General features: G+C 56.0%; 21 protein-coding genes and 1 tRNA gene. 15 read left to right on the top strand and 7 right to left on the bottom strand.

From position 1 onward, the window contains the following. Position 1: 1 nt before the first annotated feature. Positions 2–1,306 (bottom strand): ATP-dependent 6-phosphofructokinase, encoded by a 1,305-nt coding sequence (locus tag F8N36_RS07330; RefSeq protein WP_291332145.1) that lies wholly within the window; start codon positions 1,304–1,306, stop codon positions 2–4. 13 nt (positions 1,307–1,319) lie between these two features. Then, a complete protein-coding gene (locus tag F8N36_RS07325; protein WP_291332144.1) occupies positions 1,320–1,880 on the bottom strand; it encodes an HD domain-containing protein in 561 nt (186 codons plus the stop codon). A gap of 273 nt (positions 1,881–2,153) precedes the next feature. On the opposite strand from F8N36_RS07325, the gene ricT reads away from it, so the two are divergent. Together ricT and metG are read left to right on the top strand one after the other, a co-directional pair. Further along, positions 2,154–3,131 carry a regulatory iron-sulfur-containing complex subunit RicT gene (gene ricT, locus F8N36_RS07320; protein WP_291332143.1) on the top strand — a complete coding sequence of 326 codons (978 nt, stop codon included), beginning with the start codon at positions 2,154–2,156 and terminating at the stop codon, positions 3,129–3,131. 24 nt (positions 3,132–3,155) lie between these two features. Next, complete coding sequence (metG, locus tag F8N36_RS07315) at positions 3,156–5,156, top strand: methionine--tRNA ligase (protein WP_291332142.1); 2,001 nt, start codon at positions 3,156–3,158, stop codon at positions 5,154–5,156. A gap of 95 nt (positions 5,157–5,251) precedes the next feature. On the opposite strand, the gene F8N36_RS07310 is transcribed toward metG, so the two are convergent. Next, positions 5,252–5,443, bottom strand: a complete 192-nt coding sequence (locus F8N36_RS07310; RefSeq protein WP_291332141.1) for a hypothetical protein — start codon at positions 5,441–5,443, stop codon at positions 5,252–5,254. Positions 5,444–5,556: 113 nt separating this feature from the next. Here F8N36_RS07310 and F8N36_RS07305 point away from each other — a divergent pair, with 113 nt between their 5' ends. The 4 genes from F8N36_RS07305 (at position 5,557) to F8N36_RS07290 (ending at position 8,134) form a co-directional block, all read left to right on the top strand. Beyond that, positions 5,557–6,354, top strand: a complete 798-nt coding sequence (locus F8N36_RS07305) for an undecaprenyl-diphosphate phosphatase (RefSeq protein WP_291332140.1) — start codon at positions 5,557–5,559, stop codon at positions 6,352–6,354. A gap of 66 nt (positions 6,355–6,420) precedes the next feature. Beyond that, a tRNA-Met gene (locus tag F8N36_RS07300) sits at positions 6,421–6,497 on the top strand. Between the two features lie 293 nt (positions 6,498–6,790). Continuing rightward, complete coding sequence (locus tag F8N36_RS07295; RefSeq protein WP_291332139.1) at positions 6,791–6,988, top strand: hypothetical protein; 198 nt, start codon at positions 6,791–6,793, stop codon at positions 6,986–6,988. 144 nt (positions 6,989–7,132) lie between these two features. After that, positions 7,133–8,134: a GNAT family N-acetyltransferase gene (locus tag F8N36_RS07290; RefSeq protein ID WP_291332138.1), complete on the top strand. Its 1,002-nt coding sequence runs from the start codon at positions 7,133–7,135 to the stop codon at positions 8,132–8,134. Between the two features lie 39 nt (positions 8,135–8,173). Here F8N36_RS07290 and F8N36_RS07285 read toward each other — a convergent pair whose 3' ends face one another. Beyond that, positions 8,174–9,001, bottom strand: a complete 828-nt coding sequence (locus tag F8N36_RS07285; protein ID WP_291332137.1) for a class I SAM-dependent methyltransferase — start codon at positions 8,999–9,001, stop codon at positions 8,174–8,176. A 204-nt stretch (positions 9,002–9,205) separates the two neighbouring features. Continuing rightward, positions 9,206–10,492, bottom strand: a complete 1,287-nt coding sequence (locus F8N36_RS07280) for a dicarboxylate/amino acid:cation symporter (RefSeq protein ID WP_291332136.1) — start codon at positions 10,490–10,492, stop codon at positions 9,206–9,208. A gap of 672 nt (positions 10,493–11,164) precedes the next feature. Between F8N36_RS07280 and F8N36_RS07275 the strand changes: the two genes are divergently transcribed. The 4 genes from F8N36_RS07275 to pgm all read left to right on the top strand — a co-directional run bounded on the left by F8N36_RS07275 (position 11,165) and on the right by pgm (position 16,935). Further along, a complete protein-coding gene (locus F8N36_RS07275; RefSeq protein WP_291332135.1) occupies positions 11,165–12,634 on the top strand; it encodes a 30S ribosomal protein S1 in 1,470 nt (489 codons plus the stop codon). Between the two features lie 14 nt (positions 12,635–12,648). Next, the gene (locus tag F8N36_RS07270) at positions 12,649–14,076 is read left to right on the top strand and encodes a DegQ family serine endoprotease (RefSeq protein ID WP_291332134.1); all 1,428 of its coding nucleotides are present in this window, start codon (positions 12,649–12,651) and stop codon (positions 14,074–14,076) included. A 57-nt stretch (positions 14,077–14,133) separates the two neighbouring features. Further along, positions 14,134–15,159, top strand: coding sequence for a glycosyltransferase (locus F8N36_RS07265; protein WP_291332133.1), 1,026 nt, complete (start codon positions 14,134–14,136; stop codon positions 15,157–15,159). Between the two features lie 126 nt (positions 15,160–15,285). After that, positions 15,286–16,935, top strand: coding sequence for a phosphoglucomutase (alpha-D-glucose-1,6-bisphosphate-dependent) (pgm, locus tag F8N36_RS07260; RefSeq protein ID WP_291332132.1), 1,650 nt, complete (start codon positions 15,286–15,288; stop codon positions 16,933–16,935). A gap of 171 nt (positions 16,936–17,106) precedes the next feature. Here the strand turns inward: pgm and F8N36_RS07255 are convergent, their stop codons facing one another. Then, positions 17,107–17,835, bottom strand: coding sequence for a pseudouridine synthase (locus F8N36_RS07255; protein ID WP_291332131.1), 729 nt, complete (start codon positions 17,833–17,835; stop codon positions 17,107–17,109). Positions 17,836–17,929: 94 nt separating this feature from the next. Between F8N36_RS07255 and F8N36_RS07250 the strand changes: the two genes are divergently transcribed. Beyond that, positions 17,930–18,256 carry a hypothetical protein gene (locus tag F8N36_RS07250; RefSeq protein ID WP_291332130.1) on the top strand — a complete coding sequence of 109 codons (327 nt, stop codon included), beginning with the start codon at positions 17,930–17,932 and terminating at the stop codon, positions 18,254–18,256. 72 nt (positions 18,257–18,328) lie between these two features. On the opposite strand, the gene F8N36_RS07245 is transcribed toward F8N36_RS07250, so the two are convergent. Further along, positions 18,329–18,550, bottom strand: coding sequence for a hypothetical protein (locus tag F8N36_RS07245; RefSeq protein WP_291332129.1), 222 nt, complete (start codon positions 18,548–18,550; stop codon positions 18,329–18,331). 155 nt (positions 18,551–18,705) lie between these two features. On the opposite strand from F8N36_RS07245, the gene rdgC reads away from it, so the two are divergent. The 4 genes from rdgC to F8N36_RS07225 are packed head-to-tail and all read left to right on the top strand — an operon-like array spanning position 18,706 to position 21,752. Next, positions 18,706–19,329, top strand: coding sequence for a recombination-associated protein RdgC (gene rdgC, locus F8N36_RS07240; protein WP_291332128.1), 624 nt, complete (start codon positions 18,706–18,708; stop codon positions 19,327–19,329). 18 nt (positions 19,330–19,347) lie between these two features. Next, complete coding sequence (locus tag F8N36_RS07235; RefSeq protein WP_291332127.1) at positions 19,348–19,875, top strand: hypothetical protein; 528 nt, start codon at positions 19,348–19,350, stop codon at positions 19,873–19,875. Positions 19,876–19,884: 9 nt separating this feature from the next. After that, the gene (locus tag F8N36_RS07230) at positions 19,885–20,916 is read left to right on the top strand and encodes an ABC transporter permease (RefSeq protein WP_291332126.1); all 1,032 of its coding nucleotides are present in this window, start codon (positions 19,885–19,887) and stop codon (positions 20,914–20,916) included. Then, on the top strand, positions 20,916–21,752 hold the full coding sequence (locus tag F8N36_RS07225; protein WP_291332125.1) for an ABC transporter permease: 837 nt from the start codon (positions 20,916–20,918) through the stop codon (positions 21,750–21,752). The genes F8N36_RS07230 and F8N36_RS07225 overlap by 1 nt, the downstream gene beginning before the upstream one ends. Positions 21,753–21,814: the final 62 nt, after the last annotated feature.

The following is a 21,814-nucleotide window of genomic DNA, read 5'->3' as shown; positions in this document are numbered from 1 at the left end:
ACTATTCGGGCGGCAGCATGCCGTGCAGCATGCCCTGACCGGTCGATTCAAGCACAGCCCGCCACAGGTCTGAGTAGATGTTGAGCTTGCGACGCTTGCGGGTGACAAGCTCAAGCGGCAGATGAACATAGCGATCCTGAATTTTGCCCACAACCATGTCGGTGCGGCCTGCCATGGCCGCGTGCACGGCGTACTGGCCCAAAAAACCACAGTAAACCTTGTCATTTGCATTGGCCGGAATGGAGCGAATGATGTAGCTCGGGTCAATATACTTCATGGAATGCTCGATGCCGCGCTCGCCAAGGTAGACGCTGATATTTTTGCGCAGCAGGTCGGCCACGTCGCCCAGCACGGGATTGCCCGAGGCATCCTTGCCGGTGTGGCTTTCCATCAGGTGCTGGCCTGCACCCTCGGCGGCAACAATCACGGCATGCCCGCGAGAACGCAGCCTTTCTTCCAGTGCTGGCAAAAGGCCGCCCTCGCCCTCAAAGGCAAAGGGAGCCTCTGGAATCAGCACAAAGTTCACTTCTTTAAGGGCAAGAGCCGCACGAGCGGCAATAAAGCCCGATTCGCGCCCCATCAGCTTTACCAGCCCAATGCCGTTGGGCACGCCGCAGGCCTCGGTATGGGCGCATTCAATGGCCTCTGTGGCCTTGAAGGCGGCAGTTTCAAAACCAAATGACTGGGGGATGAAGTTGATATCGTTATCAATGGTTTTGGGAATGCCAATGACGGATATCTTGAGCCCACGCGACTGTACCTCGCTGCTGATGGCGAGCGCGGCCTTCATGGTGCCGTCGCCGCCAATGACAAAGAGCACGTTGACGTTGCTGCGCTCAAGGGTATCGACGATTTCTTCGGGCGACTGAGGCCCGCGCGAAGAGCCAAGCATGGTTCCGCCAAAGCGGTGAATGTCGGCTACGCTTGAGGGCGTAAGCTCAACCGGAGTATGCCCGTACTTGGGAATAAAACCCTCCAGCCCATAGGGTATGCCAAGAATCGAGGGCACATTGTAGGCATGGAAGGCCTCCATCACTATGGCGCGAATAACATCGTTGATGCCGGGGCAGAGGCCGCCGCAGGTAACAATGGCGCATTTGGCGCGCGTGGTGTCGAAATAGAGCTTTTTGCGGGGGCCCGCGGCTTCAAGACATACGCTGAAGGGCGAGTCCGCTTCTTCCAATAGTTCTTCGTCAACAACGATCTGCACGGTCTTGTTGTCTGCCCAGGTGCGGTAGGGCAGCACAGAATCAAGCTTGCAAGGGCCAAGAGTGCGTATTTCCGTTTGCAGCGAACATTCTTGCATGATGAGCCTCTGGTTATTTGCTTAAACCGAGTTCGGCAGAATGGGTGCGCATGGCCTCGATGGACAGGGCAAGAAATTCATCAAGCTCAAGCCCGGCTTCGGCGCACTGGCGAATATTGTCGCGGCATACGCTGGCGGCAAAGGCCTTGTCCTTCATCTTTTTCTTTATGCTTTTTACTTCCATGCCTTCCATGCCGGTGGGCCGCATGAGGGCAGCGGCAGAGATAAGCCCGGTAACGGTTTCGCCGCAGCGCAGGGCATAGTCAAAGCGACAGGCCGGGGCGCTTGCGCCGTTCATTTCTGCATTGTGGGCGCGAATGGCGGTAAGGGCTTCTTCCGGCAGCTTGCCAGCCAGTATATCGGCAGTATCCAGCCCATGACGGGCGGGATTTTCGGCGGTAGTGGGGTAGTCGAGATCGTGTAGCAGGCCGGTAAGGCCCCACAGGTCTTCATTTTCACCAAAACGCACCGCAAGGGCACGCATAATGACTTCCGAGGCAAGGGCATGTTGCAGCAGCGATGCTGGAGTTTTATTTTCGGCCAGCATATCGAGGGCCGCCTGACGTTGTATCATGGCAATTACTCCTGTATTCTTAAAAATGTAAATCAGGCATCCCTGCTTTGCAAGCCGCAGCCAAAAAACGCCTCAACAGCGCGGCCCCAGCCGTGGCCGAAGCCGTCGCCCAGTTGACAGCACGGCATTAATGACGGAAAAGAACCTTTTCAGAATTCATTTTCTACTACCTTTGCGAAGCGACTACTTATGCCCATATATGGCCTTCGTTTCAGAACGCTTGGACAGACAAGCTATTATTCCGGCCTCCCCGGCTTCAAACGGGGAGATCATGTGCTTATCGAGGCAGAACAGGGACAAACCCTGGCCGAGATAGTATCTGGCCCGGCAGAACACCTGCCCGGTCAGATGGAGCAGGAACTGCCCTCAATTCTGCGGCACGCCGGCTCGGAAGACATTCACCGTGGCGAAGCCAACGAGCAGATGGCGCGTGAAGCGCAGGAATTCTGCCGTCAGTGCATCCGCGACCGCGATCTTGATATGAAGCTTGTGGACGTGGAGGTCTTTTTTGACCGCAGCAAGCTCATCTTTTACTTTACAGCCCCCTCACGCATTGATTTTCGCGATCTGGTCAAAGACCTGGTGCGCGAATACCGTGCGCGTATCGAGCTGCGCCAGATTGGCGTGCGCCACGAAACGCAGATGGTGGGTGCCGTGGGCAACTGCGGCATGGTGTGCTGCTGCCGCCGCTACCTGCGCAAGTTTGCGCCGGTGACCATACGCATGGCAAAAGAGCAAAACCTCTTTTTGAACCCGGCAAAAATTTCGGGCATTTGTGGCCGTTTGCTCTGCTGCCTTTCGTACGAGCAGGACAATTACGACCATTTCCACCGCATGTGCCCAAGGCTTGGAAAGAAGTATCAGACAGACAAAGGCCCCATGAAGGTTTTGCGGGCCAACATGTTTCGCAATTCTCTTTCTGTGCTGACGGAAAACAACGAAGAAGTGGAACTGAGCCTTGACGACTGGCAGGCGCTTTCGCCGCACCGGCCAGAAGCACCCCAGGGCACGCAGCAAAAGCAGCCGCCCAAGGGACCGGTTGGCGACAGCCTGCTGGTGGTTTCTGCCACGCCAGACACCCTTGATTCTCTTGATTTTATGGATGAATTCCGTCAGGACGAGCGCGATGCCCAGGCAGACGAATCCGCAGCCGAACCGGGCGAGCGGGGCGCTGGTGCAGAAGCACAGGCAGAGCCGGGCAAGAGCCGTCGCAAACGTCGCCGCAAGTCGCAGCGCCCCGACCACGAGTAGTCAACAAAGCTTACGGAGCCTTGAGTGAACAGCTTTTTCATCACAACGCCCATCTACTACGTTAATGCCAAGCCCCATCTGGGGCATGCCTATACCACTGTGGTTGCCGATGCCATGGCCCGCTACCACAAGCTGATCGGCGAGGAGACCATGTTCCTCACCGGCACGGACGAGCATGGCGACAAGATCGTTCAGGCTGCGGAAAAAGAAGGCAAGACGCCCAAGGAATTTGTGGACGCCATCAGCGCCCGGTTCCGCACGTTGTGGCCCCAGCTTGATGTGGCCAACGACCGCTTTGTGCGCACCACCGACCCGGAACACATCAAGGCAGTGCAGGCCTTTCTGCAAAAGGTCTATGACGCGGGCGACATCTATTTTGGCGAGTTTGGCGGGCATTACTGCTACGGCTGCGAGCGCTTTTATACCGAAAAAGAGCTGGAAAACGGCCTTTGCCCCCAGCACCTGACCAAGCCCGAATTTATCAGCGAGAAGAACTACTTCTTCCGCATGTCCAAGTATCTTCCCTGGCTCAAGGAGCACATTACCGCCAACCCTTCCTTTATCCGGCCCGAACGCTACCGTAGCGAAGTGCTGGCAATGCTGGAATCGGGCGCACTTGAAGACCTGTGCATCTCGCGGCCCAAGTCGCGCCTTACCTGGGGCATAGAACTGCCTTTTGACAAGGATTACGTGTGCTATGTGTGGTTTGACGCACTGCTCAACTACATCAGCGCACTGGACTGGCCCGACGGTGATGCCTTCAAGAAGTTCTGGCCCGGCGAACACCTGGTTGCCAAGGATATTCTGAAGCCCCACGCCGTGTTCTGGCCTACCATGCTCAAATCTGCCGGCCTGCCGCAGTACGAGCACCTCAACGTGCACGGCTACTGGCTTGTGCGCGACACAAAAATGTCAAAGTCTTTGGGCAATGTGGTGGAACCCAGCGATATGGCCCAGCGCTTTGGGCCTGATGCCTTCCGCTATTTTCTGCTGCGCGAAATGCACTTTGGCTCGGATGCCAGCTTTAGCGACGAGGCCCTTGTGGGGCGCATCAACGCCGACCTTGCCAATGATCTTGGCAACCTGTTCAGCCGCGTGCTCTCCATGACCGCCAAATATTTTGGCAGCCGCGTGCCCATGCCCGCACAGCTGCAGGAAGACGACAAGGCCATTGCCGACCTGTGCGCCAATTCCATGCGCAACTTTGTGCAGCTTTTTGGCAACGTGCAGTTTGCGCAGGGGCTGGAATCGCTGTGGGAACTGGTGCGCGCCCTCAACAAATATGTGGACACCCAGGCCCCCTGGACGCTCTACAAGCAGGGCAACATGGAGCGCCTCGCCACAGTCATGTATGTGATGCTTGCGGCCATGCGCAAAACAGCGCTGTGCCTCTGGCCCGTTATGCCCGTGGCTTCTGGCAAGATGCTGGCCCAGCTTGCGCAGCCGGTGCAGGAGGGTATGCCCCCTGTTGCCAATATTGAAGACGAAATTGGCCATTTTGACGGCCTTGAACCCGGCCTTGTGGTGGCCGAGAGCTCCAACCTGTTTCCGCGTATTGAAGTAAAGAAAGAAGGTGCGCAGGAAGCCAAGGAGCCCAAGCCCCAGAAAAAGGCCAAGGCAGACAAGCCGCAGGAAAAAGCCGCGCCCAGCACGGCCACCAGCCCCGCCGAAGGCGATGCAGCAGCCCCGGAAGCCAAACCCAATGTGGAATTCGACCAGTTCAAGGCTCTGGATCTGCGCGTTGGCACGGTAAAAGTAGCAGAAAAACACCCCAATGCCGACCGTATTCTGCGGCTCGAGATTGACTTTGGCGAGGGCTCGCTTCGCCAGATTCTTTCTGGCCTTGCAGAGCACTATGCGCCTGAAGACATGGTGGGCAAGCGGGTGTGTGCGGTGCTCAACCTTGCCCCGCGCAAAATTCGCGGGCTGGTTTCGCACGGCATGGTGCTTACCGCCGGATCAGACAACGGGCTCGGTCTTCTGACTGTAGACCGCGATGTGCCTGACGGCAGCGAAATTGCTTAAATGATATGGTGATGCGGCGTCGCCCCCTTGCTCAAAAGGGGTGCGACGTCTGCAAGCACCACAAGTGGACTGCCGGAGCAGCTAAAGCGGGCTGATCAGTTGGCCTTTGCCTGCTCCTCGCGGAACAGACGCTCAAGGGCGGCCGCGTCAAGCGGGGTAAGGTTAAAACGCATGCCTGCCTCATCCAGCAGGGTAGCCAGGCTCTTGCCGGGGTGCTGGGCCCGCTGTTCAGCCAGATAGGCAGCAGCCTTACGCACAAGTTCGCCTTGCGGCATAATGGTTGTCATGGAGATATCCTTTTTTGTTCACCCATAGCCGTTGTGCCGTCTTTTGGCAATGCCGCGCCCTTACTGGGCAACACATTCCTCAGTCGGCGACAGCATAGCTGGCAGAGGGTTTTATGGATAATTTGTTTACTGCGCTGATTCTGAGCATTGTTGAGGGGCTGACGGAATTTTTGCCCGTGTCATCCTCTGGTCACCTAATTCTGGTGGGCGATCTGCTCAATTTTTCTGGCGAAAAAGCGGCCACTTTTGAGGTGGTTATTCAGCTCGGTGCCATCATGGCCGTTGTGGTACTGTACTGGAAGCGCTTTTGGGGCCTTGTGCAGCCACAACCTTATGTGCGCTTTGCGGGCATGCGGGGTATCATGCTACTGATCCTCACATCGCTGCCTGCCAGCGTGCTGGGGCTTTTGCTGCACTCGACCATCAAAACCTACCTGTTCCGCCCTGTAACGGTGCTAGCCGCTCTGGTGGTGGGCGCAGTGGTCATGATTGTGGTTGAACGCCGCAAGTTCAAACCCTCATTCATGACGCTCGACGACATGACGCCCAAGCTCGCTCTGGGTATTGGCTGCTTTCAGTGTCTTGCCCTGTGGCCCGGTTTTTCACGTTCCGCATCAACAATCATGGGTGCCATGCTGCTGGGCTCCAAGCGCTCGCTGGCGGCGGAGTATTCGTTTATCGCCGCTGTGCCCATCATGATTGCCGCCACCGGCTACGATATGCTGAAAAGCTGGCATCTGTTCAGCGCTGCCGACATTCCCTTTTTTGCCGTGGGCATGATTGGCTCTTTTTTGGCGGCGCTGCTGGCAGTTAAGGTTTTTATCAGCCTGATGGGACGCCTTACGCTGGTTCCTTTTGCTATCTACCGGCTGCTGATTGCCCCCTTAGTATATTATTTTATGGTGAACTAAAAAAAATGCTTGCCAATGTGCGGCAAATTTTATAAATAAATCGTCGCGCTAACGAGGCGCAGACACGGCAAGGTAGCTCAGTTGGTCAGAGCATGCGGTTCATACCCGCAGTGTCGGGGGTTCAAATCCCTCCCTTGCTACCAGAATTTAAGCACTTAAGTGCTGCATATATCAGGCGCTCATGCTTCCAGTGGTCACACGGAAACATGAGCGCCTTGCTTTTGTCTGCACGCAGGTAAGCTACGCCAGCAAGATGCTCACGGGCTCTTAAGCTTCAAAAACCAGTGCAGGCCTTTGCCCGGGTTCACAACTGATTTCAAAATTCAGAAAAGGGCAGAAGCCCTATGTGCAATCCAGATTTTTTCATCATATTGATAACGACTACGATACGTGATATTTTTAGGTACTTATACACGTTTGCACTGGGGGCATAAATATGAAAGATAAAACCGTGTACCGCTGCAAGCGTTGTGGGGATGTTTTTTATTGTCCAACCGGCTTTGTGGACGAAGTAATCTTTAAATTCCGCCTGCTTTTCAAATTACTGTCCTGCCCCAGATGCGGCAGCACTCTTATAGATGAAGAGCAGTACCTTGAAGAAAAAAAGAAACAAGACTCTACAACAAAAAACTGACAGGCCTGACATCTGCTGTCATAGTACGTTAGTTACCGCAAACAACCAGCAGTCCTGTCATTAACCAGACATATCATGGCGTTTATGCCTTAGCTGCGCGTGCGCGCTCAAGGCATAAACGCCTCGTTGTTCCCAGGGTATCACATGCAGTTCGTAAGTTTGCCACACAATACCAAACCAGAGCAGTACAACACATGGCTGCAGGCCGCGCTGCACGGCAGCCACACTGACCCTTTCTGCTGCACACCATCGTGGCAGCTGGCCTTTCACGACGCATTTGGCCCCAAAAGACGGCTGCTGATAACCGAAGAAGAGGGCAGCGTTATTGCTTTTGCCGAAGGCCTTGTGTCTGAAGAAGAAATCTACATCACCCCCCTTGAACCCTCGTGGTTTTTTGGCTGCCCCCTGCTGGGTGACAAAGCACCACAGCTTTTTGCCGAAGCCATGCGTTTTTTTGCCAAAACCTATGCGCCGCGCTTTCCCAAGATTCTGGTTGGCGGGCTTGGGCCAGGCCTCACGTATATGCAGCAGTTGCTGAACAAGACTGGCTTGCCGCTTCAAGCGCATCTGGTTAAGGCGGGCATTCAGGGGTCGGCATCGCTAGAGGGCGGGCTGGATGGTTTTCTATCGCGCAGGTCAGCCAACCTGCGCCGCAATCTCAAGCGGGCTAGCCAAAAGGCGGCTGACAAGGGCATTTATTTTGAACGTGTGCTGCCCACCACCGCAGAAGAGGCCCAAAACACCTATACCCGCATGATCGCCGTTGAGCGCGCCAGCTGGAAGGGCATAGACCACTGCGGCATGGCCGAACCCGGCATATGCGATTTTTACAACTTTCTGCTTGAGCGGCTTGCCCCGGAACGCGGGGCGCGGGTAATCTTTGCCCGGCACGATGACCGTGATGTTGGCTTTATTTTTGGCGGTCTGGCTGGCCAGGTTTATCGTGGACAGCAGTTCAGCTATGCGCACGATTTTCATGCACACTCGCTCGGCAACCTCATGCAGGTTGAAAAGATACGCTGGCTTTGTGAAGAAGGCGTGCATCGATACGACATGGGCCCTCTTGATGGCCCCAAGATGCAGTACAAAACGCACTGGACGGAAACGGCCTTTCCACTCAGAACCTGGCTGGTCGAAAAAGCCTAGGTGGAAAGCCCGGTCGGACAGGGCAATTCCACACCATTCCTATGGGCAAACCTTCCATAACAGCATGGCAACCCGCGAGTGCCCCTGCTCGCGCACAGTTCCATCCCTGCTTATTTCGCGCAGCTTGTCCGCTATGGCGGCCTGCTGTCCTTCACTGAGCTGCCCCCGGCTATTGAAGTGCCGGGTGTACATGAGAATGGCCTCGTCCAGCGAGCATTCTGAATCCCACGAACGTTCCAGATATTCCACTTCGGGATAATAGCCCTGAAGCCAGAGGATATTAAATGCGCAGTACAACCCACGGCGCGTCATGTCTTCGCGCCTGTCGTCGCCTGCAATGGGGCACAGCTCGCGCCGTACGGAATTATCGCCCGTCACCTGTGTGAGAAGGCAGCAATACCCCGATGAAGCCTCGGTCATTTTGTTGAGAGTAGAGCGGTCGTATATTGCTGGTGTGCGCGAGGCAAATACGAGATTGAAGCACTTTACCCACCCCAAAGCTTCCAGATCAGCTTCCGCCCAGTCCAGCACCTGAAAATGGGCGTTATCCACCATGGCCCCGGCGGCATTTGCCCTTGCGCACTCGATCATGCCAGGTGCGATATCGCTGCCCTCAACATGACCCGTCAGCTGCGCAAATTCCAGGGCATGCCGTCCCGGGCCGCACCCCACATCAAGCACCGCATCATGCCTGCCGAGGCCCGTACGAGCCGCAACCCGGGCAACAAGTGCCTTTCTGTACGCGCTTGAATCAGCTTCACCGCCGTGCGCGTTAAACGAGCTTGCGCGACGGGTCCAGAAATCTGCCATGTCGGATCTGTCGGGCTGACGGTCCGCCCAGTATGCGTCAAAAATGCTGATATCCATGCGTCCCCACCGGTTTACTGTGCCTGCGACAGGTAATCTGCTGCGGGCGGTATGCAACCAGCGTACCGCGGGAGAGGGTGGGAATAAAGAAAAATCGCCCGCCGCAGTGTGCTGGCAGACGATTTTGTCGGTAATCTGGGGGCAAAAAACAAAAAATCTGCGCCCGCCAGGCAATTTTGACCGGCGGGCGCAGATTATTGAGGGCTAGGCTGTCGTAACAGGCTCACCTACTGTTTTTTTTTGATCCAGAACTTCGTTGAGCTTCTCGGAATCAAGATTTCCGGTGACCTTCGAGATAAAGATGGTGGCAACGCCATTGCCCACCAGGTTGGTAAGGGCACGCGCTTCAGACATGAAGCGGTCGATACCAAAGATAACGGCGATGCTTTCAGGCGGAATGCTGCCGACCGAACTCAGCGTACCGGCAAGCACGATAAAGCCGCCGCCGGTAACAGCCGCCGCACCCTTGGAAGAAATAAGCAGAATACCCAGCAACACAAGCTGATCGCCAAGCGCCATGGGCGTGTTGGTTGCCTGCGCCAGAAAGATGGCGGCCATGGTCAGGTAAATGGCCGTGCCGTCAAGGTTGAACGAGTACCCTGCAGGAATAACCAGATCTACGACGCTCTTGTTGCAGCCAGCCTTTTCCATCTTGCGCAGCATGTTGGGCAGCACCGATTCAGAAGAAGAGGTGCCAAGCACAATGAACAGCTCGGAGCGGATATAGCGCAGGAACTTGAAGATGTTGAACCCGCAGCTGAAGGCAATGGTTCCCAGAATGAACACCACAAACAAAATGCTCGTGACATAAAAACACACAATCAGCTCACCCAGCACAAGGACAGAGCCAATACCCTCCTTGCCGATGGTAAAGGCCATTGCACCGAAAGCGCCAATGGGGGCCACGTGCATGATGATGCCGATGACCTTGAACAGCACTTCAGAAAGGCTCTTGATGAGATCAAAGCACAGCTTGCCCTTTTCGCCACTGTAATTCAGGGCAAAGGCAAACAGTATGGCCACCAGCAGAACCTGCAGGATTTCGCCGCTGGTGAATGCCGAAACAAAGGTGCTGGGAATGATATTCAGGAAGAAATTGACGATATTGTTATCTTTGGCCTTGCCAGCGTACTGGGCGGCAATGTTCTTGTCGGCGGCGTTGAAGGTGCTGACGTCAACATTCATGCCCACGCCGGGCTGCGCCAGGTTCACCACCACAAGACCGATGGCCAGGGCTGTAAGGGTAATAACTGTAAAGTAAACAAGGGCCATGCCGCCGGTTTTGCCAACGGCCTTGATGTCTTTCATACCAGCGATGCCGGTCACAACCGTTGAGAAGATCAACGGGGCAATGATCATTTTAATAAGATTGATAAAGCCCTTGCCCAGGGGCTGCATCTTTACGGCCAATTCAGGATAAAAATGCCCCAAAAGAATGCCTATGAATATGGCAATGAGAACCTGAACATACAAAATCTTCAAATACTTCATAGCTGTTATCCTGGCTGTTGGCCTAATAGAAGTCTGGTTTCATACTTCTGCTCATCAAAAACTTTCACCATGATAAGGTGCATCAGATTAAGGTGGTAGAATTCCTCCGTACAAACACAGACGCATGCTTTCTCTGCCCATCAATAACAGAGCAGGGCATGCAATAACCCCTGCCACACCATCCCCAACCCCAAACATTACACACATACATTCCATGCAATTATCCCTGCTGAACATAACCTTTCCTGCCGTTACCCCTAAAAACTGTTTGTTCACTCTATCAATAACTGCATGTTCCACAAAAGATTTCACTGCCAAAGCCATAACACTGCATGATACTAAGATGCAATCAAATTATTTTTTTAACTAATTGCATGCGAACAATACTGTTTGTTTGCACAATACAGTTGCACAACACATGCTAACTACCGGCCATATCACATTTAATAAATCAATATACCAAAGCTGGACTTTAAGAGCGCCCGGCAGGCATTGCCAGTGCCTGCCGGGGAGGGGCGTGACAAAAAAATATCCACCTGTATAAATTTGATTCAGTTACCCATGTGGCGGCCGCAAAAACCATGGCACAAAAAGACAATTGTTTTCCTCGTGCGGATGGCGTAATATAGCGGACTTGAGCAATAAGCCCAGCTTGTAAGGAGCAGGAAAACTATGACCGAGGACAAGATCGCAACCTCCATGTCGGAGGAAGGCGCTGAGGATTTTGCCGCCATGCTGGCGGCCCACGAAACCGCATCCAGCCGCTTGCAGCCCGGACAGAAAGTGACCGGAACTGTAATTGCCATTACCGGCGACAGTGTTTTTGTGGACGTGGGCATCAAGGTTGACGGCATCATTGACCGCAAGGACATTCTTGACGCCGAGGGCAATGAAAGCGTTAAGCCCGGCGACAGCCTCGAAGCGTGGGTTACCGGCGTTTCTTCGCAAGAGATTCGCCTTTCCCGCTCCATGAGCGGCAGCGGCGTTGCCGCGCTTGAAGAAGCCCGTGATGCCGCGGTTCCGGTTGATGGCCGCGTGACCGCTGTGTGCAAGGGTGGCTACACCGTTGACGTGCTTGGCAAGTCTGCTTTCTGCCCCGGCAGCCAGATTGGCGTTGCAGCGACAGAAGACGCCGCCTCGCTCGTGGGCCGCAACATGCAGTTTCTGGTTATCCGGGTTGAAAACCGCGGCAGAAACGTTGTGGTTTCACACCGTGCCATTGTTGAGCGCGAACGCGCCGAACAGCTTGACGCACTGCTTGAAAGCCTCAAGCCGGGCGATACGGTTGAAGGCAAGATCACGCGCTTTGCCGCTTTTGGCGCGTTTATGGAACTTGCACCTTCTGTTGAAGGCATGATCCACCTTTCCGAGCTTTCCTGGTCGCGCGTGGGCGCTCCCGACGAAGCTGTGTCACTGGGCGACACCGTGCGCGCCAAGGTTATTTCCATCAGCAAGGACAGCAAGGGGCACGTGCGAATTTCGCTTTCGCGCAAACAGGCCGAGGGCGATCCCTGGCAGGATGTGGCCACGCGGCTTGAGGCTGGCGCGGTCGTTTCCGGCAAGGTTGTGCGCCTTGCGCCCTTTGGCGCCTTTGTTGAAGTGCTGCCCGGCATCGAAGGCCTTGTGCACATTTCTGAAATGTCGTGGACCAAGCGCGTGGCCAAGGCCGAAGACGTGCTGACCGCGGGCGATACCGTTTCGGTCAAGGTTAAGGAAATCAACCTTGAAAGCCGCCGTATCTCCCTGAGCCTGCGCGACGCCGAAGGCGACCCGTGGAAGGAAGCCGCCCAGCAGTTCGCCGTGGGCACCACGGTGAGCGGCACGGTTGAAAGCCGCAGCCCCTACGGTCTGTTCATTACGCTGGCGCCCGGCATTACCGGCCTGCTGCCTGCCGGGGTTATCAAGAACTCCAAGCAGGGCAAGCAGTACAGCAAACTGGACAAGGGCGACGCCGTCACCCTGACTGTACAAAATTTGGACACCGCTGCCCGGCGCATCAGCCTGGCCCCTGAAGGCGACCAGCCCGCCGAACCCGCGGAAGACAAGGCCTGGAAGCAGCATGCGGCAGCCGGAAGCTCCACCGGCGGCGCTGGAATGAACATCATGGCACAGGCTTTGCAGAAGGCTCTGAAAAATAAGTAACCAGGAGCTTTTCCATGATGATAAAAAAATGTCTTGCAGCCATGCTTGCCGTGACCTTTCTCGCGGCATCGCAGCTTGCCCAGGCAGCAGGCTTGCCCGATTTTAGCGACCTTGCGGCCAAAAGCGGCCCAGCGGTTGTCAACATCGGTACAGAAAAAAAAGCCAGCGGCAACAGTCAGGACGATCTCATGGGGGAAATGTTCCGCAATATGCCGCCAGGCTTCGACAAGTTCTTTGACCAGTTTGGCGGCAAGCGCGGTGGCAAGCGCCCCCAATCGAGACAGAAATCTCTGGGGTCCGGCTTCATTGTCTCCGCGGATGGCTATATCGTTACCAATAATCATGTGGTTGCCGATGCCGATGTCATTCGCGTAACCCTTGACCAGAGCAACGGCAAAAGCGAGCCTGTTACGGCCAAGCTTGTTGGTGCCGACGAAGAAACCGACCTTGCCCTGCTGAAGATTGAAACCAAGAACGCCTTGCCCTTCCTTTCGTTCGGCAATTCTGACGAACTCAAGGTGGGCGAGTGGCTGCTGGCCATCGGCAACCCCTTTGGCCTCGATCATACGGTGACGGCGGGTATTCTTTCGGCCAAAAACCGCAACATACACGCTGGCCCCTTTGACAACTTCCTGCAGACGGATGCGTCCATCAACCCTGGCAACAGTGGTGGCCCGCTGCTGAACATGGCCGGTCAGGTCATAGGCATCAACACGGCCATTCTTGCCAGCGGTCAGGGCCTTGGCTTTGCCATACCCAGCAACATGGCTGCCAAGATTGTTGACCAGATCAAGTCGGGCAAAAAAATCAGCCGCGGCTGGATTGGTGTGGGCATCCAGGATGTGGAAGAAAATACCGCCAAGGCACTGGGCCTCAAGGAAGCCAAGGGCGCCCTTGTGGGCAGTGTGATGGAAGGTGAGCCTGCCTCCAAGGCTGGCATGAAGGACGGCGACATTATTGTTTCCGTGGACAGCAAGCCCATTGACGACGCGGCGGCTCTGCTGCGCGTCATTGCCGACAAAGCCCCGGGCAGCAAGACTGTGATTACGGTTTGGCGCGATGGCAAGACCACCGACCTTACGGTGACCCTTGGCGAGCGCAAATCAAGCCAGTCTGCCGACCAGAATGGCAAGGACCAGAAGCAGAAGGATGAAGGTCTGTTGGGCATTTCCGTCCGTTCGCTTACGGATGAGGAACGCCGTGACCTCAAGATAGAAAAGAACGAAGGCCTGGTAATTGTTGATGTGAACCCTGAAAAGCCCGCTGCTGAAGCCGACCTGCGGCCTGGCGACGTGATTCTCAAGGCAAACCTCAAGCCGGTGCGCACGGCTGCGGAACTTTCCAAGATCGTCAATGACGAGGGTGCCGCGCGCGGAGCAGTAATGCTGCAAATCTCTCGGCGTGGCGAAGTGTATTTCCGCACAGTGAGTCTGGGCAAATAACAGGCATCCAAACATTCGGGCTGCCTCTCTGGCGAGGGGCAGCCCTTTTTTTTATATATGAGCTTACGAATACTTTGCATGGGCGCGCCCCTGCTGGTTCCCGCCCTTAACCGTCTTGGTCACCGCACGCTTACCGTTCATCCCGGTTCGCATGCGGATTTACCCACCCCGCACCCTTATTCCGTGCGGCAGCTGCTGCAACGCCTTGAGGCTGCCGGTTTCTGGCCCGATGCCCTGTTTTGCTGCGACGACGGCAACATGCCCCAGTTGCTTGATCCGCAAAACGTGCCGTGGCCTGCGGTGCGCTATTCCATCGATACCTACTGCAACCCCTGGCACATTCCCTATTCCTGGGGCTTTGACGCCACCCTTGTGGCGCAAAAGGAATATGTGGAGCTGTTTTCGCAAGAGGGCATGACCGCGCAGTGGTTTCCGCTCTTTTGCCCGCAGTTTTCACTCGCGGAATCAGACTTTGCAGAACGCGATATTCCTGTAAGTTTTGTGGGAACCCTGGGGCACAAAAACAACCCCGACCGCGAGCCTTTTCTCAAGACATTCCGCACCCAGCACCCTCTGGTTATCTTGACTGGCGATTACCGCCCCATATTCGAACGCAGCCGCATTGCCCTTAACCAGACAGCAGCCTCGGAAGTAAATTTTCGCTGCTTCGAGGCTATGTCTTGCGGCGCGGCCCTGCTGATGGAAACCTGCGGCAACGGGCTTGGCGACCTGTTTGTAGAAGGGCAGGAGATTCTTCCCACTTTTCCCCGCAACAATGCGCAGGCCGCAGCAGCCATTGCGGCCAGAGCGCTCAGCCAGCCCCAGTGGCTGGCTGAAGTGGCAAGTGCGGGGAGCAGGGCAGTGAGCCAGCGGCATACAGACACCGTGCGTGCCGTGCGGCTGACACAGATCATGGCCGAAATGTGCGCCAGCCATGCGCATAAAGAGCGACTTGAACAATCGCTTGAAAAAAGGTCTACGCTCATTCGCGCGGCCTACGGCATACTTGCCAGCGAGATCACCGACCCCAGTCTGCAAGAACACCGCGAATTTTTTAAAAAATTGTGTCTCCGCGAAATCTAGGGCCAGATCTGCGCCGTATCAGCCAACCGTAAGCTGTTCGCACCTACCAGGCCGGCAGGTGCGCGGCGTTGCGGCCTCGCAAAATTGGGCCTATAGTCTGCTCAGCCATCTCTTTTGGAGGATATAATGCCGGTTGTGCATAGCGATGCCGGGCATCTGCCCGCGCTGGAAAAGCTGGAAAACATACCCGCGCTCATGAGCGCCTACTACACGGAATTTCCCAATCCTGCGCTTGCGGCCCAGCGGGTTTCGTTCGGCACTTCGGGGCATCGCGGCACGTCAGTGCTGTGCAGCTTTAACGAAGAGCATATCTATGCCATCACCCAGGCCGTGTGCGACTACCGCGCGGCCAAGGGTATTGACGGCCCGCTGTTTCTGGGTGGCGACACGCACGCCCTTTCCGAGGCGGCCTTTCGCTCTGCGCTGGAAGTGCTGGTGGCCAACAATGTATCTGTGCGCATTGCACAGGGCGGAGCCTACACAGCCACGCCCGCAATTTCTCATGCGGTGCTCAAGTGGAACACAGGCCGCGTCAATGGCCTGGCCGACGGTATTGTCATTACCCCCTCGCACAATCCCCCGCGCGATGGCGGATTCAAGTACAACCCGCCCCACGGTGGCCCCGCCGAGTCGGAAGTAACAAGCCATATTGAAAAATGCGCCAATGCTTACCTTGAGAACGGCAACAAGGGCGTAAAACTTACGCATCTGCGTGCCGCCCGCGCCTCGTCGCTGGTGGAAGAATACGACTTTATCGGCAGCTATGTACAGGATCTGGCAGGCGTGCTCGACATGAAAGCCATCGCCTCGTCGGGTTTGCGCATTGGCGTTGATCCGCTGGGCGGCGCAAGCCTGCCCATGTGGGAGCCCATCGCCGATGCCTACGGCATTGATCTGGAAGTGGTAAACAGGGCGGTTGACCCCACCTTTCGCTTTGTGCCCTGTGACAAGGACGGCAAAATCCGCATGGACTGCTCATCGCCCTTTGCCATGAGCCGCCTGCTTGATCTGCGCGACCATTTTGACCTGAGCTTTGCCTGTGACCCCGATTCAGACCGCCACGGCGTGGTGACGCGTCAGGAGCTCATGAATCCCAACCACTATCTGAGCGTTGCCGCCTGGTATCTGTTCCGCACCCGCAGGCAGTGGCCCACGCAGCGCGGCATAGGCAAAACTCTGGTCACAAGCGCCATGCTCGACAGGGTAGGCAAGGATCTTGGCCGCCCGATAGTGGAAGTGCCCGTGGGCTTCAAATGGTTTGTACCCTACCTGCTCAGCGGGAGCTGCGGCTTTGGCTGCGAGGAAAGCGCTGGTGCGTCCTTCCTCTGTTTTGACGGCACGCCCTGGAGCACTGACAAGGACGGCCCTCTCATGTGCCTGCTGGCCGCTGAAATGATGGCGGTGGAGCAATCGTCGCCCGGCGAGCTGTACACCAGACTGACCGAACGCCTTGGCGCGCCCGCCTACCAGCGGCTTGATGCCCCGGCAGATGACAACGTGCGCGCCAAACTTGCGGCGCTTACGCCCGAAAGTGTCACGCTCAAGACTCTGGGCGGCTCGCCCGTTACCAGTGTACTTACACGCGCCCCCGGCAATGATGCTTCTATCGGCGGGGTAAAGGTGGTCAGCGACGACGGCTGGTTTGCAGTGCGCCCTTCCGGTACGGAAGCTATCTGCAAGGTGTATACAGAAAGCTTCAAGGGCGAGGAGCACCTGCAGGCCGTGCAGAAAGACGCCATTGATTTTCTGGAGCAGCTCCTGAAAAACAAGGACTGATTCCGGAGATGGCAGCCGTGCCATCCTCACCAAAAACACGTATATATTATAAGGTATATACCAGTTAAAAAATCAAGGCGCAGCCACACACCGCCAATGCGGTTAGCGGCTGCGCCTTTTTATTTACAAAAACAGCAGGGCAGGGGCGACAGAATATTATCGGACCTGCAACTACATCGGCGGCAAGCCAGCGCTTTCGCGCAGTTTTGCAATTTCCGCATCGGTCAACGGCCGAACCTTGCCGCTGGCCAGATTGCCAAGACGCAAAGCCCCCTGAGCAACACGGCACAGGCGCAGCACAGTAAGCCCCAAGTCGCGGCACATACGGCGAATCTGGCGGTTAAACCCCTGACGCAGAACCATCTGCATCGAGGTGTTGCCGCCAGAGGGCTGGGTGGTCACGTCCACGGGCAGCAGATCTTCACCCTCGGCAAGGCGCATGCCGCGCCGCATGGTCTTGAGGGCGTCTTCCGGCACAGAGCCGCGCACAAGCACCTCGTAGGTTTTGGGCTGGTGGTGCCGGGGATGGGTAAGACGTTGCGCCAGCTGACCATCGTTGGTCAGCAGCAGCATGCCTTCAGAAAAATAGTCGAGCCTACCAACAGGGTAAAGACGAAGTCCCTTGAATTCCTGAGGCAGGCAGTCAAGTACCGTGGGCCTGCCTTCCGGGTCGCTCACCGTGCAAACCACCTGCACGGGCTTGTTGAGCATAAGATAGGTAAAAGCCTGCGGGGCCGACAAAATACGCCCATCCACCATAATACTTTCAAATGGCAGCACATGCCGCGCCGGGTTTGATTCCGGCTGGCCGTCTACACGCACGCGCCCTGCAAGAATAAGCTCGTCGGCCTTGCGGCGAGAGCAATGGCCTGTGGCGGCAATAGCCTTGTTGAGGCGCACGCCATCCTGCGATTCTGGCTCTGCAGCAGGCTGTGGCCTGCGCAGTGCTGAGCCTTCAGCACGAGCACCTCGCCTTGAATCAGGGCCAGGGCCTTTGCGCGCGCCACCAGAACGATCTGCGGGCCTGCCTCTGGAAAATGCCCCAGCGGAATCCCGAGTCGCATTCCGCGACGAATCACGGGACGAATCTCTGGAAGGTTCTTTTTTTGATGGCCGTGAAGACGAACTGGTTTGGGAACGTTTATTGGCGGTCGATCCGGCATTGCCGGAATGTTTGGGCGGCACGGTGATTTCTCCTTGGCAAGATGCGCACATGGTGCGTGAAGTGGAGCATGCCGTCAAGAGTATGCACAGGGGAGGCAGCCGGCAGTCTCCTGAAACAAGGCTTCCAGGGCCTTTCCATCTTCAAAAGTTTACATAATTATCATTATGGGACATTTATAACATCCGACCATGGCGCAACTCTCGCCCCGGAAAGGGGTAAAAAATGCCCTCAAAACGGCTCTGGCAACACAGCTCTCTCCTCACATAAAATCAGCTGGCCCTGATTTGGCGCTGGCTCAAAATGATGAAGCTTGTTCTTCAAATGTATGCTGCTGGCGGTTTTTGCGGCACCTGAATATTCTTGCCGGCTTTGGATGTGTGTGGGTATAAAACCCGGCATGTTTTCAGCAGCCAGTGGCTCTCTTGCCAGCCAATCATGACCTTCTGCCAAATGTGAATTCCTTTCCTTATAAATATACGTGCGGCCGCAAATTCTGCCGCTCACATGCGCTAGCCCTGCCAGCCCCTGCCTCGTCATGCACTTGCCCCCGGGGCGGCTCTGACGTACAACACTGCCAACACAGGTTTTACAAGCAAGGAGTTTACATGGGCTTTGCCAACAGCTCTTGCAGCTTTACACGGTTTCGTATTCTTGATCCCGTTCCGGCCACGCTCTGGCCGCAGATACCGGACAAACTGAAGCAGTTCGCCATGCGCGACATTGATGATATTCCTGAAATGCAGGGCCAGGGTTGGGCATGTTTTGAGGACATGCTCGATACCGACTGGGTTACGGCCCCGCCCCAAAAAGGCTCGTACATCGTTTTTTCGTTGCGGCTCGATATGCGTCGCATACCTGCAGGCGTGGTCAAAAAGCATGTGGCCCTTGCCCTCAAGGAAGAAAAAGCGCGTATGGCTCAACAGGGCAAGAATTACATTGCCCGCGAACGCAAAAAGGAGCTCAAGGAGCAGGTTTTGCTGCGCCTTCGCTCGCGTTTTTTGCCTGTTCCCGGCGAATTCAACGTGCTGTGGGCCACGGATAAAAATGAAGTCTGGTTTGCATCGACCCAAAACAAGATGATCGACCTCTTCATGGAAGAATTTCTCAAGACCTTCGAGCTGCACCTGGAGCAACTGACTCCTTACAATCTGGCGGTTTCCATGCTGGATGAAGAAAGCCTTATCCGCCTGGATAAGCTGGAACCCACGCAGTTCGCGCCCCTTTCCTGATGACGGCACGGAGCCCCCATGAATATGCCTTATCTTGGTGAATCCACAGACAGCATTCTCGGCAAAGAATTTCTGACCTGGCTCTGGTACCAGAGCGACACCGCCCCCGGCGCGTTTACCGACAAGGAAGGCGCCCCCTTTGCCGTATCAATGGAACAGCGCATTGTGGTTGAAGGCGGCGAAGGTGACGCCCGCGAAACAGCCTCTGTTTCCGGCTCGCTCTCCCCTCTTCGCGAGGCCCGCTTTGGCCTTGGCACCGGCAAGCAGGTCAGCCGTGCCCTTCTGCGTCTTGAAAAAGAAGAGCTGGCCTTTCAGGTGAGCCTTAAGGCCGAGGATTTTTGCCTCAACAGCCTTAAAACTCCCAAGCTCGACAAGGGCGACACCGACGACGATCCCGATGCCCTGCTGCTGGAAAAATTCTATCTTATGGAAGTGTGCACCGGCCTGCTGGATTCCCTGTACGCCCGCTTTCTCAAGCTGCGCCTTTCTTCTGCCTGGCAGAAGGAAGTGGACGACATGCGCCAGTGGATGACCCGTACGGAGTAACCGCCTTACATGAGCACCCTGCCCTCAACTGCCGCAAAAAGCCGCCTATCTGGCCCGCTTCTGCACGTTTTACGCAAAACGCTGTGGATGCTGCTTGTGCTGTGGGGCATTACCATCATCAGCTTTTGGGTCATTCATCTGGCCCCGGGCTCACCCACAGATCTGGAAACCACACTCAATCCGCTGGCTGGCGCTGCTGCCCGCCAGCGCCTTGAGGTGCTGTATGGCCTCGACCGCCCACTGTACGTGCAGTACTGGGACTGGTTGACGCGCATTGTACAGCTTGATTTTGGCAACTCCATGTCTGCCGATTCGCGCCCGGTGCTTACCAAGATTCTTGAGCGGCTGCCCCTTACCGTTGGCATGAATGTTGTTTCGCTGGTGCTCACCCTGCTCATAGCCATTCCTGTGGGCATTGTTTCTGCCTGCCGGCAGAATTCGCTGCTCGACAAGTCAGTTACTGTGCTGGTTTTTTTGGGTTTTGCCATGCCTTCATTCTGGCTGGCCCTGCTGCTCATGATGTTTTTTGGCATTGAGTTGCAATGGTTGCCCATTTCTGGCCTTACTTCCATGAACTACGCGCAGTTGAGCGCGTGGGGCAAATTTTGCGACCTGGCCAGGCACCTGGCTCTGCCCACCCTGGTGTACACGGTTGGCGGTCTGGCGGGCATGTCGCGCTATATGCGGGCCTGCATGCTTGAGGTACTGCGGCAGGATTATATTCTTACCGCGCGGGCCAAAGGCCTTGGCGCGACAGCCGTGATATGGCGGCACGCCTTGCGCAACGCCCTGCTGCCGGTCATTACCCTGCTTGGGCTTTCTGTGCCGGGGCTCATTGGCGGCAGCGTGATCATTGAATCAATTTTTGCCCTGCCGGGGCTGGGCCAGCTTTTTTACGGCGCTGTAATGGCGCGCGATTACACCATGATCATGGGTAACCTGGTGCTTGGAGCTGTGCTTACCCTCGCTGGCAACCTGCTGGCCGATTTTTGCTACGGTTTGGCAGACCCGCGCATTCGCAACGCAAAGGACAACGCCTGATGCTGCCCCTTGCTGTCAAAAAGCTGCTTGGCCGCAACTTCATGCTGGCGCTGGGCCTTGTAATTGTGCTCGGCATGTCGCTGGCTGCCCTGCTGGCGCCGTGGATTGCGCCTTTTGACCCCAACGCCCTGCACCTGCAAAATATTCTGGAACCGCCCTCCTCCCGCTTTCTGCTCGGTACAGACCGGCTGGGGCGCGATGTTTTTTCGCGCCTGCTTTACGGTGGGCGCGTTTCGCTGTGGGTGGGCTTTGTGGCCGTGGGCATATCGGTAAGTATTGGCACGGTGCTGGGGCTGGTGAGCGGCTATTTTCGCCGCTGGGTGGACGAGTGCATCATGCGCGTGGTCGACATAATGCTCTGCTTCCCTTCATTTTTTCTTATTCTGGCGGTCATTGCCTTTTTGGAACCCAATCTTACCAATATCATGGTGGTCATTGGGCTTACCTCGTGGATGGGCGTCACCAGGCTTGTGCGCGCCGAGGCTCTCAGCCTGCGTGAGCGCGAATTTGTTGATGCTGCCCGACTGGCGGGCACATCAACCGCTGGTATACTGTTTCGGCACATACTGCCCAATGCCCTCGCCCCGGTGCTGATAACAGCCACCCTTGGCGTGGCCGGGGCAATTCTGGTAGAATCGAGCCTCAGCTTTCTGGGCCTGGGCGTGCAGCCACCTGCGGCAAGCTGGGGCAATATGCTTATGGACGGCAAGGCGGTGATTGAAACTGCGCCCTGGCTGTCGGTATACCCCGGTTTGGCCATACTGGTTACGGTGTTGGGCTACAACCTGCTGGGTGAAAGCCTGCGAGATATTTTTGACCCAAGACTACGCCAATAGCTTTATTATGCTGAATATTTTTAAAAGTTAAAGCTATACTTTAACCACATAAACCGCCATAA

The organism is Desulfovibrio sp., assembly GCF_009712225.1.
In the GTDB taxonomy this organism is placed as follows: Bacteria; Desulfobacterota; Desulfovibrionia; order Desulfovibrionales; family Desulfovibrionaceae; genus Desulfovibrio.
The sequence above is the reverse complement of the archived record's forward strand: the minus strand, read 5'-3'. Positions and strand labels throughout refer to the sequence as shown.